This window comes from Pelatocladus sp. BLCC-F211 (genome assembly GCF_041928655.1).
Taxonomy (GTDB): Bacteria; Cyanobacteriota; Cyanobacteriia; order Cyanobacteriales; family Nostocaceae; genus Pelatocladus.
The window spans coordinates 1-13708 of record NZ_JBHFLM010000012.1; the positions used below are offsets into that span (position 1 = coordinate 1).

The window sequence follows — 13708 nt, forward strand, 5'->3', positions numbered from 1 at the left end:
GAATGCATATGCAGTAAGTGGACACAAAAGCCTGAAAGAATTTTTCCAACTAGCTGTTCTTACTCCCTCATCGGAAACCGCCGCCTCACCATCGGGTGTATAAACTACCCCACCCGACATCGCCAGCAGAAGAGGCAGGGGAGGGGCAGGGAGAGGAAATCCCTCTGCACCTCCGCCTCTACTGACGCGCCCAAGTAAACCACTGACTGACATCGGATGTCACCGTGTTTTTCCCCTTAGCCCCAAAGAATGCAACTGTTGATAAATAGACCAGTGGGATTGTCACACCAGCCCTGTTGCAGCGCTTGTTTCACTCGTGCGATCGCTCCCTGTACATTACCCCAATACTTCTTCACCACATCTAAACACGGCTGTGTATTAATCCACAATCTTTGTAACTTGTTGGGGTAGTGTTACGGAAGCTGCCGCCAGGGGCAAACTAAACTGTCTAGTTTAAAATCGAGGAATTTTTCTGGTACGAACACTTGAAAAAAGTACCGAATTTACAATTGGAGTTGGTACTTTGACCAATTTGAACCCGGAATGCTTGGTTAGCAGAAGCAATAAAAGCCCATTAGCCAGGGGAAATTTCCGACTCTACTTATTAGCGGAACTTCAAGTATGATTGAAGCGATCGCCTACATCAAAGCGTAGTTGATTGCTATCTCAAGATATCATAAAATCCTGAAACGCTTATTGTGTAAGCCTTATAGAATAATTAGCTTCCAAGCATGTCAATCAGATTCGCCTCTTGTCAGATAAACTGAACTGTTTAGTTTGCCCCTGGCCGCAGCTTCCGTAACACTAACCCAATTAAAGCTTCTACTCTCAAGTGGTGGGGGAACGAGGCGAATAAAAAAGAATGGGGCAGGCTTAATAGACCCTGCCATAAACAAGCGGGCTTTTCGACTATACCCAGAAGCCTGCCCCATTCTTCCAAGCCAAATGCGGTAAGCGTCGATGGCAGATTGAGGGATGGTTTAAAACTGCAAAGCATCGCTTTGGCTTACATCGCTTTGGGCAAGGGACTCTTCTTGGAATGTATCGCTGGCTTATCCTTTCGCTAACTGCTTACCTAATTGCTCATTGGACTTATCTCCATATGCCGAGAGGCGATCGCGCTTGTTTCGTCGCTCGAAAATTGTATGAGTATTATTTGGGGTACTGGTGCATTTGTGTAGGGTGTGATCGCTTCTGCTGGACTACCACCAAAAACAAAAGCGATCGCAGGGAGAATCCACCTGAGAGGTACTGCCCCTCTTATGTCTGTGTTATCAGCACAGTGCCTCACTTTTCGGCTTCAGGTGGAAGGCGGAAGATGGAGGAATCGAACCCCTACAGTAGTTATCTGTACCCCGGTTTTCAAGACCGGTTGCCGACCATTTAGCGGCATCTTCCATATAAGGGGTGTCTGGCGGGGCTTGAACCCGCTATGACTGGTTCCACAAACCAGTGCCGCGACCGCTTTGGCTTCAAACACCACAGTGGAATCAAGGGGATTTGAACCCCTAACCTCCTGTGTGCAAGACAGGCGCTCTGCCAGTTAGAGCTATGACCCCATACAGCAGGAGTGAAGGGACTCGAACCCCTACAAATCGATTTAGAAGATCGATGCCCATCCATTAGGCGACACTCCCATAAATTGATAGCCCTGGCAGGGATTGAACCCGCGACTTCCTCTTTGTAAGAGAGGCACTCTCCAAACTGAGTTACAGGGCTAAGAAAGCGATTGACGAGATTTGAACTCGTACCTAGAGTTTGGAAGACTCAAATGCTGCCATTACACCACAATCGCATTAAAGCTGATGATAGGAATTGAACCTACAACCTACTGTTTACAAGACAGTTGATCTGCCATGTTGAGCTACACCAGCACTAGATTTTGGTGACGGGGGCAGGAGTTGCACCTGCTGATGTGAGGCTTATGAGACCTCCAAGCCACTCTTGCTCCATCCCCGCGATGTCACCAAATACCCCTGACAGGAGTCGAACCTGCAACAAACCCGGTTTAAGCGGGCTACGTCTGCCAATTGCGTCACAGGGGTTTGATTTGGTGGGCTGTGTAGGGCTTGAACCTACGCACTTCTGCTTAAGAGGCAGCTGCTCTGCCAACTGAGCTAACAGCCCAAGGTGGGTCGCCCAGGGGTTGAACCTGGATAAGTCCGCTTAAAAGGCGGCTGCATATCCGCTCTGCCAACGACCCAAGTTAGTACCCTTGGTGGGAGTTGAACCCACAAAATCTGGTTTCTAAGACCAGCACGTTTGCCAGTTTCGTCACAAGGGCAAATGGTCGGGATGGTAGGATTTGAACCTACGGCTCCTTGTCCCCAAAACAAGGCTTCTAGACCACTGAATTACATCCCGATATCTGGTACTCCTGACGGGAGTCGAACCCGTACACAGACTGTTTTTGAGACAGCCGCCTCTTCCAATTGGGCTACAGGAGTATAGGCTGGGAAGGAAGGAATCGAACCTTCAAACTTCGCATTCAAAGTACGACGGCTTTGCCTGTTTGCCTACTTCCCAATAATTGGCTGCCGAGGTAGGGTTTGAACCTACAAACTCCTGTTTCAGAGACAGGTGACTTTCCAAGTCGTCCACTCGGCAATGAATGGCTGCCCCAGTAGGACTTGAACCTACAACCCCCGCGTTAACAGCGCGTTGCTCTGCCATTGAGCTATAGGGCAATGTGCCAGTCCCCCAGATCCGGCTTGAACGGATGACCTCCTGTTCTTCAAACAGGCACTCTACCAACTGAGTTACCAGGGGATAAGGCGAGGACGGAAGGAATTGAACCCTCATCATCAGGGTCGAAACCTGGTATGTTCTCCGTTACACCACGTCCTCATAAGGCGGAGAGAGAGGGAGTTGAACCCACAGTGAGACGCTGAATCCCACGACTGTTTAGCAAACAGCTTGCTCTGCCAATAGCAATCTCTCCAGAATGGGTCGGGCTGGAATTGAACCAGCAAAACTGAACGCGGCGGTTTTACAGACCGTTACCTACACCAATAGGTGAGCCGACCCATAAGGCAGTGCTGACGGGAATTGAACCCGCAATCTCCTGCTTGAAAGACAGGTGGCTTTACCAATTTGCCTACAGCACCATGTATGCCATGTAAGTTGAAAAAGCTGTTGATTCATAAACAGGAATCGAACCTGCTAACGACTGTTTAAGAGACAGTTGCCTTACCATTAGGCGAGTATGTAAGCTTTTTCGGTTAGGACACGGCAACGCACAGACAAGGATTTGAACCCAGAACAACAGTTTTGGAGACTGTGGTGTTGCCATTACACCATCTGTGCATTTGGTCGCAGCGATGGGAGTTGAACCCACATAAACCAAGTTATGAAGCTCAAGGCTTTGCCGTAAATCGCTACACTGCAATGCTTGGAGTCCAGGGCGAGACTTGTTCGCGTAAGCGTTCCCGAAGGGTACTCGCACAGTCGGTTTTGCAGACCAATACCCTGCCATTAGGCGACCTGGACACATTTAGAAGCCTTGACGGAAGTTACACCCGCTTCTCTCTGACTGAGGATGAAAGCGACTTGTCTCTTTGTCCACAAGGCTACTAGGCGGGGATGATGGGATTTGAACCCACGGCTTCCTGTTCGACAGACAGGCACTCTTAACCAACTGAGTTACACCCCCACATTGAGTGGCAATTATTCAGTTTTCATGGTTCTGATAGTGTTTGCTCTGTGCCTTTTTGAGAGGCTTGATTACTTCACTACATTTATGCTACAGAAATACTACAAAGGTGTCAAGGGTGTACTACAAATTTTTTTTTAGAGGTGAGAGGGCAGGATTATTTAATGGCTGTATTGCCCTCTCTAACTAGGATGGAAGTCAATTACTCACCTTCACTTAGGCGTTGTGCGCTCCAGAATTGCTCTGCAAATGCAACTGCTGGGTGAATTGGGGCTTTGGGCTTGTGTTTAAGTACCATTCCAGCTTCATGCGGTAAGCGATCGCTCTTGATTGAATTACACTTGGAACACGCTGTTACAACGTTGTCCCAACTGTGTTGTCCGCCTTTGGAGCGGGGAATCACATGGTCAAGTGTGAGATGCTTAGTGCTACCGCAGTATTGGCAGGTATGACTATCACGCTTTAACACTTCACGCCGATTGACTGGAGGGACTTTCCAATGCCGTTCGGGATTGCCAACTATGAGACGAATGTGTTCGCTTACTTGTAGTACGATGCTGGGTGAGCGGACTTCCCAAAGCTTCGTGCTGCTGAAATCCAACGACTCTGCCTGACCCGTGACTAACAGCACGACGGCGCGTTTGATGTTGATCCGTGCCAGTGGTAGGTAGTTCTTAGAGAACACTACAACTGAATTTTGTAATATGTGTGGTTGCTGACTTGGTGGTTGAGCTTCCATAAGTTGATTTACTCCTCAAAAAATAACCCCCGCTCCTGATGACCAGAGGCGGGGGTCTTAAGTTGGTACTTTTTGACCTATGTCGGTGCTGTAAGACACTTGCACCTCCCGCTCCCAATAAATTGATCCCGATTCAGCCATGTGGCGAATTTACCGCCCAATAACAGATACACTCCCTCAAACGCAAACAGCGCGATTACTCTGCCTGAACCCTGGCTGGGTTGGCAATGGATCGCGCTACTAATGGTTGAAGAAAATCTGCGTATCATTGAAAGTTTGTAGTATTTGTAATGAAACTAATATTACATATGTAATATGTATTTGTCTACTGTGCAGTTTTGGGGGATGAGCGATGCTCCGTAGGAGCCGCGAAGCGAACGCACCCAACAAAAAACCCCGGTGTTAAGTACCGAGGCAAAGCAGAGATATAGCGATAAGTTGAAAATCTTAGCTAACACTAAAACCAACCAAAACTAGAGTAGTGACAATTAAACTAGCAAAAACAGCTTGGATAACGTATTTACGCTGTTCCCAAATTGCAGGGTACTCAGCATAGTACATCTTGGGTTCAGCTGCGTAGTTATTTAAAATGCCTCTTTCATCGGTGGTAGTATACATAGTCTTTTCCTCTATTTGTTATCTTATGTAAATAAATATAACAATATTGTTACAATAGGTCAACAGGACTTGACAACAAAGGGCTGATACCCATGATAAGAGGTGCTTATCAGGAAAGAGGGCGATCGCTTTGGATAATTGCGATCGCTTCCGCGTACCGGAGGTTTATCGCACTGGTTTCAACCTACTCGTAATTCCTAAGCCGTCGTAATTCCCAAGGCAATGACCGTTGGCAAGAGCGCAGAATTGATTGATAAGCCTCTGGTGACAGCCAAGACCCGTCCTCTAGTTGCTGATAGCCTTCTGGTACTTCTTCTGGTGGCGTAGAAGCGCTTAGTGTCCAGGGGCGTTTAGGTTTTGCGGGTGGTAGAGCATCAAGACGCTGCTCGATTTGTTCGAGGCGTTGGCTGATGGGGGTCAGCGCTTGTTCAATAGCGGCGGTGATGGTGGCAGATAATTCTTCTTTAGTTATCGCTCCATGAGAAGTTATGTTTTTTGGGCTATACCCAGTTTGCGACCAAATAAAGACCCTTAACCCCGCCTTGGCAATCATGCGATAATTGTTGATTGCTATTTGTTTACCTTTATACTTACGGGCTGACAGTGCGTAATATTCCAGAACTGCATGGCATACCTCATCAATAATAAATGCCGCGCCAGATGGGTCATTCGTGAACAGCCTCCAATCATTACCAACAAATGATTTCAGGCATTCAGGAACTTCATTCGTGAACGGGTCAGAATCGCTGATTTGATTTAACAGTTGTGTAATTGCCGATTTACTTGTCCCGCAAAATTGAGATAAAGCTGTTACTGTCATCCCACTTACTCCATCGACATCGCGGGTACAGTAACTTTGGTCATCCTTGATGTTAGATACCAAAATCTGGTCATTTATATGTGTCATCATTAAATAAACCTTTTACTACAGGTTTGACGAAAGGTGATCGCTCATCCGCCAAGACACGCGATCGCCTTTGTTATGAACTTAATTATAGTGTGTAGATGTGTATATATGTATTTACGTAGTCTAATAGATTTGTAAAGTGTTGAGGTGTTGATGTGTGTATGTAATGCCAAGACCAAAACGAGCAGAAAAAGACAAATACGGCGAGACAAAGCAGCGGTATCAGATTATGTTGACTGAAACTGCTTCAACTGAGCTTGACAACGTAGCTGAGGAGTTGGGGATAACTAGATCAGAGTTGGTTGAGAAGGTGATTAGGCAAGGGCTACTTAGAAAAGTCAAACTAGACCTCGATGAGATGATTGATGATTAACGTGATTTCTGAAGCGACAAAGAAGCTCGCGCACTCAATCAACCTTCTCAATTTTCCGAAATCGCCCAGCGCAGCGCTGTAGTCACTATTAGACAAGCAACTTATAACTAATCTCTATAAATAAACCACGGGGATATACCCCAACTAAAGCCCGGTCACAACGACTGGGTTTTTGAGTTTAACTGTTAGACCATACGCGGAACTTTAGGGTAGGGCGGCCACACATATTAAATCAACAGACTTCAGGAGATTCTAACAGAGGGCAATCAGGTTTTCCACAGAATTATTAGATGGGTTTCTGTCCCAATGATGGGTTTGTAGTGTGCGTTTCATCCTTTCGGAGCGGGTCAGTTTAGAAATATCTTCACCTGGAGCAATGCACTTTAACCCGCATTTTTGACAGCACCACTTAGCCTCTTGTTTAACTGAAGCAGCAAGGTCTGACCAATTATCTGGGTACAGAGAATGGGTGAAGGTCACTTCTTGTAATTAAACTGCGGCTTGACTAATTGTAATGCTTCTAGCAGTACAAAAGCTTAACCGAATTCATACAAGCGATCGCATTTTAATCAATGACCTGTCTTCTGGCGGACTTAATCTGTCCTCGTTTAGTTTTGGAGTCAAGACGTTTTTTTTGGGAGCTGCGAGTAGGTTTAGTAGATTTGCGTTTTCTCTTCAGTACGACTGCACTTTTAATAAGTTCTTTGAGTCGTTCTAAAGCCTCTTCCCGGTTCTGCTCTTGGCTGCGGTGTTCTTGGGCTTTGATGACAATTACTCCCTCTTGGGTAATGCGTCTGTCGTTTAGCTTCAAAAGCTGCTCTTTATAGAAAGCGGGTAATGATGAAGCTTCAATGTCAAAGCGTAAGTGGATGGCGGTAGCAACCTTGTTGACGTTTTGACCACCTGCTCCTTGTGAGCGAATCGCGCTAATTTCGATTTCGCTATTGGCACTTTTGCCGTGTAGCCACAAATCAACGAGTTCGGTATTAGTGAGTGTCGTTGGAGTATTCAACATTGGTGATTCTTATGTTGAATGCTTCTTCATTAAACCGCACTGCGGGGACTTTTAATTAATCATTAGTAGTTAATAATAGTTAGTTGCAACCGACGCGGCGAACATTCCCTACGTCGTGCTGTCCAGGCGTTAAGTATCCCTGGTTCGAGGAGAAAGAAGTAGCGATCACCTTGATTAGACCTGCTGAACTAGAACAGCGATCGCGCTTTGCGGAATTTTGGTTGCAATGGCTGAAAAGCTTGTTTTACCCAGATTATGGAAAATACCAAAATTGGAGAATTAACCTGCGGAATGTAGGATTCAAATTTTGGGGGAACTTGGTTTAGTCCTCACGCCTTAACAGTTTAATGCCAATTATTGCATGTTTAAAATTTGATAATAAGTTAGAAAAATTAATTTTTTACTTTTTCTGCCTAATTATAATTCTGGTATTACATCAGTTAAATGAGTTGGAGTTGAAGATAACTCTCGTCCTATAGATACTTGTAGAATTAACCAAATTTCAAGTTATATGAAAAAATTTTTACTCTTGATAGTAACACTATCTATTATATGTAATATTGCTTTTCAACTTCCTGTTTTCGCACAGACAAATAAGACTGATTCAAAAGAAACATCTTCTACAGGTGGAATACCAGGTTTAATAGGTGGTGCTATAAGTGGTTTAATAACTGGTTTAATAACTTCCTGGTTATCATATTCTTACCGAATAAAAGAATTAGAAAAACAGTTTCAATTCAAAGAAGAAGAAGAAAGGAGAAAAGAAATAGCTCAATTAAAAAGAGATTATTTAAACCCTCTAAAACTTTCTGCTGAGGAGGTACTTGAACGTCTTGATTGGATTATCCAAGGATTCCTTAATCTTGATCCAAATCAGTCATACAATCAACAAGACCAAAATGTTATTCAAATATTGAAGAATTTTGAGGAATATAGACCCTATAGGCAAGATGAAGAAGAAAAAAATAATAAACTAGCTATAGCACCAAAAGAATTTCACAAGTTAATAGAGTTTGAATGGGCGATTAAATATGCTAAAGATCATGTGACAGAAGACTATATAGAAGAATGGAAAAACTATGTAAATAAATGTAATGGTGGCATACACTACTTTGCTTTTTCCAGTTTATATTTAATGGTCTGCTATATATCATATGCTAATAAAATGCGCGATGGGATGCCTTTTACTGTGCAGGCTTATGAATATAATAGTTATATTAATACATTAATTCAAAAAATTAATAAACTTAGAGAAGTACTTGGAGTAGAATACGGAATTTGGACAGAAGTTCAAGATTCCATCGGCGAAGTTGCAATTCAAACTGGCGGCAAAGTAATAAATTATAAAGAATTTTACACGAATTTAAGAGAAGATAAAAATAAGGCTGTTTTTCTGAGATTATGCAATTATTATTGGGAAATAGACCAAAAAATCGAAAATATTCTTGATATAAGACACAAATTAAATGAACTTGTCAATCACTTAAATTCTGAAGAAAACCATCTTAACAAAGAATTGTTTACTTCTACAAAAAAATCCTCAAATGTCAATTAGCAGACATTTGAGGATTTAAGGTGCGATCGCTCATTTAACTGGGTGATAGAGCTTATCTTTCTCATTGAACCGCCACGCATATTGACTGGGGTCACGGTCTTTACACCACAGTTCAAAATCTTTCTGACTTAAGGTTGCATGTTTTTCTTGGAGCGTTGAGACTGTGGTATTAAGTCGCATAGCTAGTTTTTCTGACTCAAAGGGTTGGGGTTGTGGTGGTGCTGAGTTGTACTGATAGGGGTAGCCGCTTGATTTATAACGCGACCTTGATGCATTGACCAAGGATTGCATTTGCATTAATGCTCCTTCAAACCGAGCGAGTTTGTTAGATAATTCTTCGAGTTTTGATTCAACCAGAGTTAACCTGGCTTCTTGGTGGGCATTGTTGCTTGAGCTAATACTTTCTTGGAAACGAAAAAATTCTTCTTCCAGTTGATACAAGCGAATTTCTACACTCACTTCTGTACCTGGTACATCCCCCAAGATGTGATGCAGCCCTTGAATAACTAAATCTGTGGCTGTGGTCTTGCGTTCCCTGGCAGCTTTGCGTAGGGCTGCGGCTAAGGGTTTGGGCAGTTTGAAGTTGATTGATTCGCGTTCAGTTGGGGTCATTTCTACACTCGCTTCTGTACCAAGTGTAGAAATTGTACAGCTGGGTGTGGTGTGCGATCTCGCCCTTTTTCTGTGACAACAAAGTAGTGCAGCGCTTTTATCTGTAGAGCGATCGCGTAGCGTGCCGGATGGCATATCGCACCTACAACCCATATACTTTGTAATAATTTTGCAATACTTGCTTTCTTATTTATACTGCGTGGTGGTATTTGATATAAGGGCGAGTTCCCACCATAGCTGCTAAAAGGAGAGTTAGACAAAGTTGCTTTCATATAAGTTCATGTTTCTGATTGGTCGGGCGCGGGTATTAGTTGCTACTGCGGTTCTAGTTGCATCGCTGATTGGGTGTACACCAACCCAGATAGCAACCGCTCAAGAACCAACAACTACACAAAAACCGCAGTCAACACCAACGCTCACAACACCAACTAGATCCCCAACAAGCGTTCATTTGCTTCTAGGCAATCCCAGTGGTGCAACAGCAAGTGTTGACAATCCCGACAATTATTTGATGATTAAGCCTCAGTATGCGCTGTCCTACAACAACAGCAAGGGTACTCCCAATTGGGTAAGCTGGCAACTTAACCAGTCATGGTTCGGAACTGCTGACCGCCAAAATAACTTTAGACCCGATAGCACTTTACCTGCTAACTTTTTGCGGGTAACTCCCACTATGTATTCTGGCTCAGGGTACGACAAGGGTCATGTTGCCCCCTCGGCAGATCGTACCAAAACAGTTGAGGATAATAGTTCAACTTTCCTCATGACCAACATGATGCCGCAGACCCCAGACAATAACCGCAACACTTGGGGGAATTTAGAAGATTATTGCCGAGAACTAGTGGCGCAGGGAAAAGAGCTTTATATTGTAGCTGGTCCGGATGGCACTCAAGGTCAACCACTCAAAGGTAAAGTCACGATTCCCGCATCAACTTGGAAGGTGATTGTAGTTTTAGACCGCCCTGGTGCTGAACTTAAAGATATTACTGCTAATACTCGTGTCATTGCGGTGAATATCCCCAACGAGCAGCAACTAGATAATAATTGGAGTACTTATAAAGTCAGTGTGGACGAATTAGAAAAACTGACAGGTTACGATTTTATTTCTAATGTTTCTCCAAACATTCAAGAAAGTATTGAGTCAAAAGTTGATGATGTAGTGGTCAGTCCACCACGCCCAAGAGTGACACCTACACCTATTAATACATTTGTGCCAAATGAGACTAAGCCTAAGACATCCAAGCAGACTAAGGTGGTAGAACCAAATCAATCACAGTCTCAGGGAAATTGTGACCCAGCGTACCCAGATGTGTGCATTCCACCGCCGCCACCAGATTTAAATTGCAAAGACATTTCCGAAAGAAGCTTTAAAGTCCTGCCAAGTGACCCTCATAACTTTGATGGCAAAGATAAAGACGGCATTGGGTGTGAGAGCTAATTATTTTTAGGTTTCGACAACCTTAGTAGAAAGTCCTGCTAAATTTCCTTCTGTAGTTTCACCAACAATGTAAACATCAATTTCAATTTCCCCCACGCGATATAGGGGATACTCAGACTCACTCATCATGAGTAAACCGTCGGATGCTGCTTTTAACTGGTCAACAATTTGGGTGTCTGTCACGGCTAGTTTGATGATAGGCGATCTATGAGTGATTATCCTCTAGAACTTATGCCAGAGCGATCGCACTGGTAATGTTTTAATCAATAATCGCGCTTATTACTCACGCTTGGACTCAAACCCGCCTGAATCAACCTAGACGCAAGCTGAGTGTAGCGTTGTTGTTTGTTTACTGAACGCACAGCCATACCAATGGCTTTTTTTGAGCCAATGACAATAGCTAACTTCTTAGCACGAGTTAACCCAGTGTAAAGTAAGTTACGACTAAGCATCATGTAATGTTGGGTGTACATAGGAAGTAACACAACGGGGTACTCGGAGCCTTGGGACTTGTGTATGGTGACAGACCACGCCAGAGCAATTTCATTTAAGTCTGCATAGTCGTAGTTGACTTCCCGTTCTGCGTACTGTACTGTAACTTCTTGTTCTTCAGTGTCAATGTTAGTAATAAACCCCACATCACCATTAAACACCTCCCGGTTGTAATCATTGGTTTGTTGAATCACGCGATCGCCTACTCGCAGCGTACTACCACCCCTAGTAATTTCCACTTTTTCGGGGCTGGGTGGATTAATTAACTGTTGCAGTACGTTATTTAGGTTGCGAGTACCGACCAATCCCCGGCTCATGGGAGAAAGCACCTGCACATCGGTAATCGGGTTAAAACCAAGAGTCGGAATTAACCCATCAATTAATTCACAAATCGCTTGTACTCCGTGTTCTGGTTGATGTCCGCCACCATGCCAAAGACAATCGGTTTGGGGAGTATCGGAAATTGGTTCAATTGTTGGATATTGACCGCGATTGATTTGGTGGGCGGCAGTGATAATTCTACTACTTTGCGCTTGACGAAAAACTTGAGTGAGGCGTACAACGTTTACTTTACCCGAATTAATACTATCAGCAAGTACATTTCCTGGCCCTACAGATGGCAGTTGGTCAATGTCTCCTACTAGTAAGAGTTGGGCATTTTCTGACACTGCATTCACCAACGAATGCGCCAGAAATAAATCAAGCATACTGGCTTCATCAATGATAATTGCACTGTGCGGTAAGGGATTGGTGCTAGAGCGTTTAAAACTGCGAGTCCTGGGGTCAAATTCCAATAGCCGATGTATGGTTTTTGCTTCTAATCCCGTCATTTCACTTAGTCTTTGTGCCGCTCGTCCTGTGGGTGCAGCTAGGGCGATTGATTTACCCATTGCTTTCCACAATGAAGTAATAGTGCGGACACAGAAAGTTTTTCCCGTTCCAGGGCCACCGGTCAAAATCGTGAATTTGCCATAGGCTGCTGTCTCTACTGCTTGTTGCTGTTGCGCTGAAAGTTCGATTTTGCAGGCCTGGGTAAACCGCTCAATCCAAAAACGAACACGCTTAATGTCGCTGTTGATGGGTCTTGTGATGCGATCGCTTATTAATTGTGCAAGATTTTGTTCGGTGTAGAAAAATGTAGGCTTGTAGCAAAGTAACGTTTTATCACTAGCACATTCTCTGACTAGTTCCGAAGCTAAAGTCATTTTTTGGATGATTGGTGCTATAGCTTGTTCTGTTGGTTGATGGGATTCAAAGGTCAGTAGTTCAACCGCCTGAAGAATCAGTTCTGGCTGTGGTAAATAACAATGTCCATCTTCGGCGGCTTCACTCAAAACATGAGTGATGCCAGCACGGTATCTAAATTCGGAATCGGGCGGTACTCCTAAGTTACGAGCAATTTTATCAGCTGTAATAAAACCAATACCGTAAATGTCAGCTGCTAACTGGTAGGGGTTATGGGTAACTTTTTCTATGGCTGCGTCGCCATACTGCTTATAAATTTTGACTGCATAAGTAGTGCTAACGCCGTGACTTTGCAAAAAAACCATTACTTCTTTGATGGCTTTTTGTGTCTCCCAAGCGCTCTTAATCATATTGATGCGCTTTTTAGCAATGCCGTTAACTTCGCTCAAGCGCTCAATTTGGTTTTCAATAATCTCAAGGGTTTCCAGGCCAAAGTGAGCAACAATGCGTTTAGCTGTAACCGGGCCAACACCTTTAATTAATCCACTGCCCAAGTATTTCTCAATTCCCGTAAGTGTTGCTGGTTTGGTTTCTTTGTAGTTGACGACTTGAAACTGAGGGCCATACTGGGGATGCTCTCGCCAGAAGCCAGTTAGTTGTAGCGTTTGTCCTGGTTGGATATCCGCAAAGTTGCCAGTAATCGTGGTTAGTTCCTTTGCTCCTGGTCGTTGTAACCGTGCCACTGTGTAACCTGACTCTTGAGAGTAATAAGTCAGGCGTTCCACTACTCCTGTAATAGATTCGTGTTTGGGAGTTGCGTTTACTTGTTGATGCGTTTGGTTGGGTGCAGTGGTCATCACTTTGTCACAAGGCACGGCACGCGGTCATTATACTAGATAGGCATGGCTTTTTATAGTACTTATGTATTATTTAATCATTTGAAGCGATCGCATGGTGTAACACGAGTAAGGTGCGATCGCGATCTCCAGACCTTCATACTTGGGGAAGAGGTAATATATTACCAGGACAATTGTCATTATGTATGGCTCGTAGCGCTCTGGGATAGTTATGAAAGAAACTGACGCGCTTAACACAAGTAGAAATGCCTGTATCAAAAAAATC

Annotated in this window: 14 protein-coding genes, 26 tRNA genes and 2 pseudogenes; 5 read left to right on the forward strand and 37 right to left on the reverse strand. The window is 44.0% G+C overall.

From position 1 onward, the window contains the following. Positions 1–236: 236 nt before the first annotated feature. Positions 237–389: a hypothetical protein gene (locus ACE1AT_RS00985; protein ID WP_374865474.1), complete on the reverse strand. Its 153-nt coding sequence runs from the start codon at positions 387–389 to the stop codon at positions 237–239. Between the two features lie 560 nt (positions 390–949). Between ACE1AT_RS00985 and ACE1AT_RS00990 the strand changes: the two are divergent. Beyond that, positions 950–1099: pseudogene (locus tag ACE1AT_RS00990) on the forward strand (IS701 family transposase); the annotation flags it as partial. Here the strand turns inward: ACE1AT_RS00990 and ACE1AT_RS00995 are convergent. The 30 genes from ACE1AT_RS00995 to ACE1AT_RS01140 all read right to left on the reverse strand — a co-directional run bounded on the left by ACE1AT_RS00995 (position 1076) and on the right by ACE1AT_RS01140 (position 5919). Further along, positions 1076–1291: a hypothetical protein gene (locus ACE1AT_RS00995; protein ID WP_374865475.1), complete on the reverse strand. Its 216-nt coding sequence runs from the start codon at positions 1289–1291 to the stop codon at positions 1076–1078. The pseudogene ACE1AT_RS00990 and the gene ACE1AT_RS00995 overlap by 24 nt on opposite strands. A 21-nt stretch (positions 1292–1312) precedes the next feature. Continuing rightward, positions 1313–1398 (reverse strand) — tRNA-Ser (locus tag ACE1AT_RS01000). Positions 1399–1406: 8 nt separating this feature from the next. Beyond that, positions 1407–1480, reverse strand: a tRNA-His gene (locus ACE1AT_RS01005). A 5-nt stretch (positions 1481–1485) separates the two neighbouring features. Next, a tRNA-Ala gene (locus tag ACE1AT_RS01010) sits at positions 1486–1559 on the reverse strand. 6 nt (positions 1560–1565) lie between these two features. Continuing rightward, a tRNA-Arg gene (locus tag ACE1AT_RS01015) sits at positions 1566–1637 on the reverse strand. Positions 1638–1646: 9 nt separating this feature from the next. Next, positions 1647–1719, reverse strand: a tRNA-Val gene (locus ACE1AT_RS01020). Between the two features lie 5 nt (positions 1720–1724). Continuing rightward, positions 1725–1795 (reverse strand) — tRNA-Gly (locus ACE1AT_RS01025). Positions 1796–1800: 5 nt separating this feature from the next. Next, positions 1801–1874, reverse strand: a tRNA-Thr gene (locus tag ACE1AT_RS01030). Between the two features lie 97 nt (positions 1875–1971). Next, positions 1972–2045, reverse strand: a tRNA-Leu gene (locus tag ACE1AT_RS01035). Between the two features lie 6 nt (positions 2046–2051). Further along, positions 2052–2127, reverse strand: a tRNA-Lys gene (locus tag ACE1AT_RS01040). Positions 2128–2131: 4 nt separating this feature from the next. Beyond that, positions 2132–2203, reverse strand: a tRNA-Lys gene (locus ACE1AT_RS01045). Between the two features lie 7 nt (positions 2204–2210). Beyond that, positions 2211–2284 (reverse strand) — tRNA-Leu (locus ACE1AT_RS01050). Positions 2285–2287: 3 nt separating this feature from the next. After that, positions 2288–2364: transfer RNA gene (locus tag ACE1AT_RS01055), tRNA-Pro, on the reverse strand. Between the two features lie 5 nt (positions 2365–2369). Next, positions 2370–2447: transfer RNA gene (locus tag ACE1AT_RS01060), tRNA-Leu, on the reverse strand. 5 nt (positions 2448–2452) lie between these two features. Continuing rightward, positions 2453–2526: transfer RNA gene (locus tag ACE1AT_RS01065), tRNA-Gln, on the reverse strand. Positions 2527–2531: 5 nt separating this feature from the next. After that, positions 2532–2607 (reverse strand) — tRNA-Gln (locus ACE1AT_RS01070). A 5-nt stretch (positions 2608–2612) separates the two neighbouring features. After that, positions 2613–2687: transfer RNA gene (locus tag ACE1AT_RS01075), tRNA-Asn, on the reverse strand. A gap of 9 nt (positions 2688–2696) precedes the next feature. Then, positions 2697–2769 (reverse strand) — tRNA-Phe (locus ACE1AT_RS01080). Between the two features lie 6 nt (positions 2770–2775). Further along, positions 2776–2847: transfer RNA gene (locus ACE1AT_RS01085), tRNA-Arg, on the reverse strand. A 6-nt stretch (positions 2848–2853) separates the two neighbouring features. Beyond that, positions 2854–2941, reverse strand: a tRNA-Ser gene (locus ACE1AT_RS01090). Between the two features lie 4 nt (positions 2942–2945). Continuing rightward, positions 2946–3027 (reverse strand) — tRNA-Tyr (locus tag ACE1AT_RS01095). A 6-nt stretch (positions 3028–3033) separates the two neighbouring features. After that, positions 3034–3107, reverse strand: a tRNA-Glu gene (locus tag ACE1AT_RS01100). Between the two features lie 34 nt (positions 3108–3141). Next, a tRNA-Lys gene (locus ACE1AT_RS01105) sits at positions 3142–3210 on the reverse strand. 25 nt (positions 3211–3235) lie between these two features. After that, positions 3236–3306 (reverse strand) — tRNA-Trp (locus tag ACE1AT_RS01110). Positions 3307–3309: 3 nt separating this feature from the next. Next, positions 3310–3387, reverse strand: a tRNA-OTHER gene (locus ACE1AT_RS01115). Positions 3388–3392: 5 nt separating this feature from the next. After that, a tRNA-Cys gene (locus tag ACE1AT_RS01120) sits at positions 3393–3489 on the reverse strand. An 88-nt stretch (positions 3490–3577) separates the two neighbouring features. Then, a tRNA-Asp gene (locus ACE1AT_RS01125) sits at positions 3578–3652 on the reverse strand. A gap of 202 nt (positions 3653–3854) precedes the next feature. Continuing rightward, the gene (locus ACE1AT_RS01130) at positions 3855–4391 is read right to left on the reverse strand and encodes an HNH endonuclease (protein WP_374865476.1); all 537 of its coding nucleotides are present in this window, start codon (positions 4389–4391) and stop codon (positions 3855–3857) included. 447 nt (positions 4392–4838) lie between these two features. Beyond that, on the reverse strand, positions 4839–5009 hold the full coding sequence (gene psb34, locus ACE1AT_RS01135; protein ID WP_374865477.1) for a photosystem II assembly protein Psb34: 171 nt from the start codon (positions 5007–5009) through the stop codon (positions 4839–4841). Between the two features lie 184 nt (positions 5010–5193). Then, entirely contained in the window at positions 5194–5919 is a 726-nt protein-coding gene (locus ACE1AT_RS01140; RefSeq protein WP_374865478.1) for a hypothetical protein, read from the reverse strand. Positions 5920–6082: 163 nt separating this feature from the next. Here ACE1AT_RS01140 and ACE1AT_RS01145 point away from each other — a divergent pair, with 163 nt between their 5' ends. After that, positions 6083–6289 (forward strand): ribbon-helix-helix domain-containing protein, encoded by a 207-nt coding sequence (locus ACE1AT_RS01145; RefSeq protein WP_374865479.1) that lies wholly within the window; start codon positions 6083–6085, stop codon positions 6287–6289. 565 nt (positions 6290–6854) lie between these two features. On the opposite strand, the gene arfB is transcribed toward ACE1AT_RS01145, so the two are convergent. Then, on the reverse strand, positions 6855–7304 hold the full coding sequence (gene arfB / locus ACE1AT_RS01150; RefSeq protein ID WP_374865480.1) for an alternative ribosome rescue aminoacyl-tRNA hydrolase ArfB: 450 nt from the start codon (positions 7302–7304) through the stop codon (positions 6855–6857). Positions 7305–7474: 170 nt separating this feature from the next. Between arfB and ACE1AT_RS01155 the strand changes: the two genes are divergently transcribed. Next, entirely contained in the window at positions 7475–7630 is a 156-nt protein-coding gene (locus tag ACE1AT_RS01155) for a hypothetical protein (protein ID WP_374865481.1), read from the forward strand. A 185-nt stretch (positions 7631–7815) separates the two neighbouring features. Beyond that, a complete protein-coding gene (locus ACE1AT_RS01160) occupies positions 7816–8859 on the forward strand; it encodes a hypothetical protein (RefSeq protein WP_374865482.1) in 1044 nt (347 codons plus the stop codon). A 30-nt stretch (positions 8860–8889) separates the two neighbouring features. On the opposite strand, the gene ACE1AT_RS01165 is transcribed toward ACE1AT_RS01160, so the two are convergent. Continuing rightward, complete coding sequence (locus ACE1AT_RS01165) at positions 8890–9471, reverse strand: hypothetical protein (protein ID WP_374865483.1); 582 nt, start codon at positions 9469–9471, stop codon at positions 8890–8892. A gap of 2 nt (positions 9472–9473) precedes the next feature. Further along, positions 9474–9743 carry a hypothetical protein gene (locus ACE1AT_RS01170; protein WP_374865484.1) on the reverse strand — a complete coding sequence of 90 codons (270 nt, stop codon included), beginning with the start codon at positions 9741–9743 and terminating at the stop codon, positions 9474–9476. An 8-nt stretch (positions 9744–9751) separates the two neighbouring features. Here ACE1AT_RS01170 and ACE1AT_RS01175 point away from each other — a divergent pair. Further along, a pseudogene (locus ACE1AT_RS01175) lies at positions 9752–10627 on the forward strand (DNA/RNA non-specific endonuclease); the annotation flags it as partial. Between the two features lie 288 nt (positions 10628–10915). Here the strand turns inward: ACE1AT_RS01175 and ACE1AT_RS01180 are convergent. From ACE1AT_RS01180 to ACE1AT_RS01190, 3 genes are all read right to left on the reverse strand, one after another. Continuing rightward, positions 10916–11092 carry a nuclease A inhibitor family protein gene (locus tag ACE1AT_RS01180; protein ID WP_374865485.1) on the reverse strand — a complete coding sequence of 59 codons (177 nt, stop codon included), beginning with the start codon at positions 11090–11092 and terminating at the stop codon, positions 10916–10918. Positions 11093–11172: 80 nt separating this feature from the next. Then, positions 11173–13443: an ATP-dependent RecD-like DNA helicase gene (locus tag ACE1AT_RS01185; RefSeq protein WP_374865486.1), complete on the reverse strand. Its 2271-nt coding sequence runs from the start codon at positions 13441–13443 to the stop codon at positions 11173–11175. A gap of 69 nt (positions 13444–13512) precedes the next feature. Continuing rightward, positions 13513–13708, reverse strand: a 196-nt coding sequence (locus tag ACE1AT_RS01190; RefSeq protein WP_374865487.1) for a hypothetical protein, incomplete at its 5' end; no start/stop codon positions are given.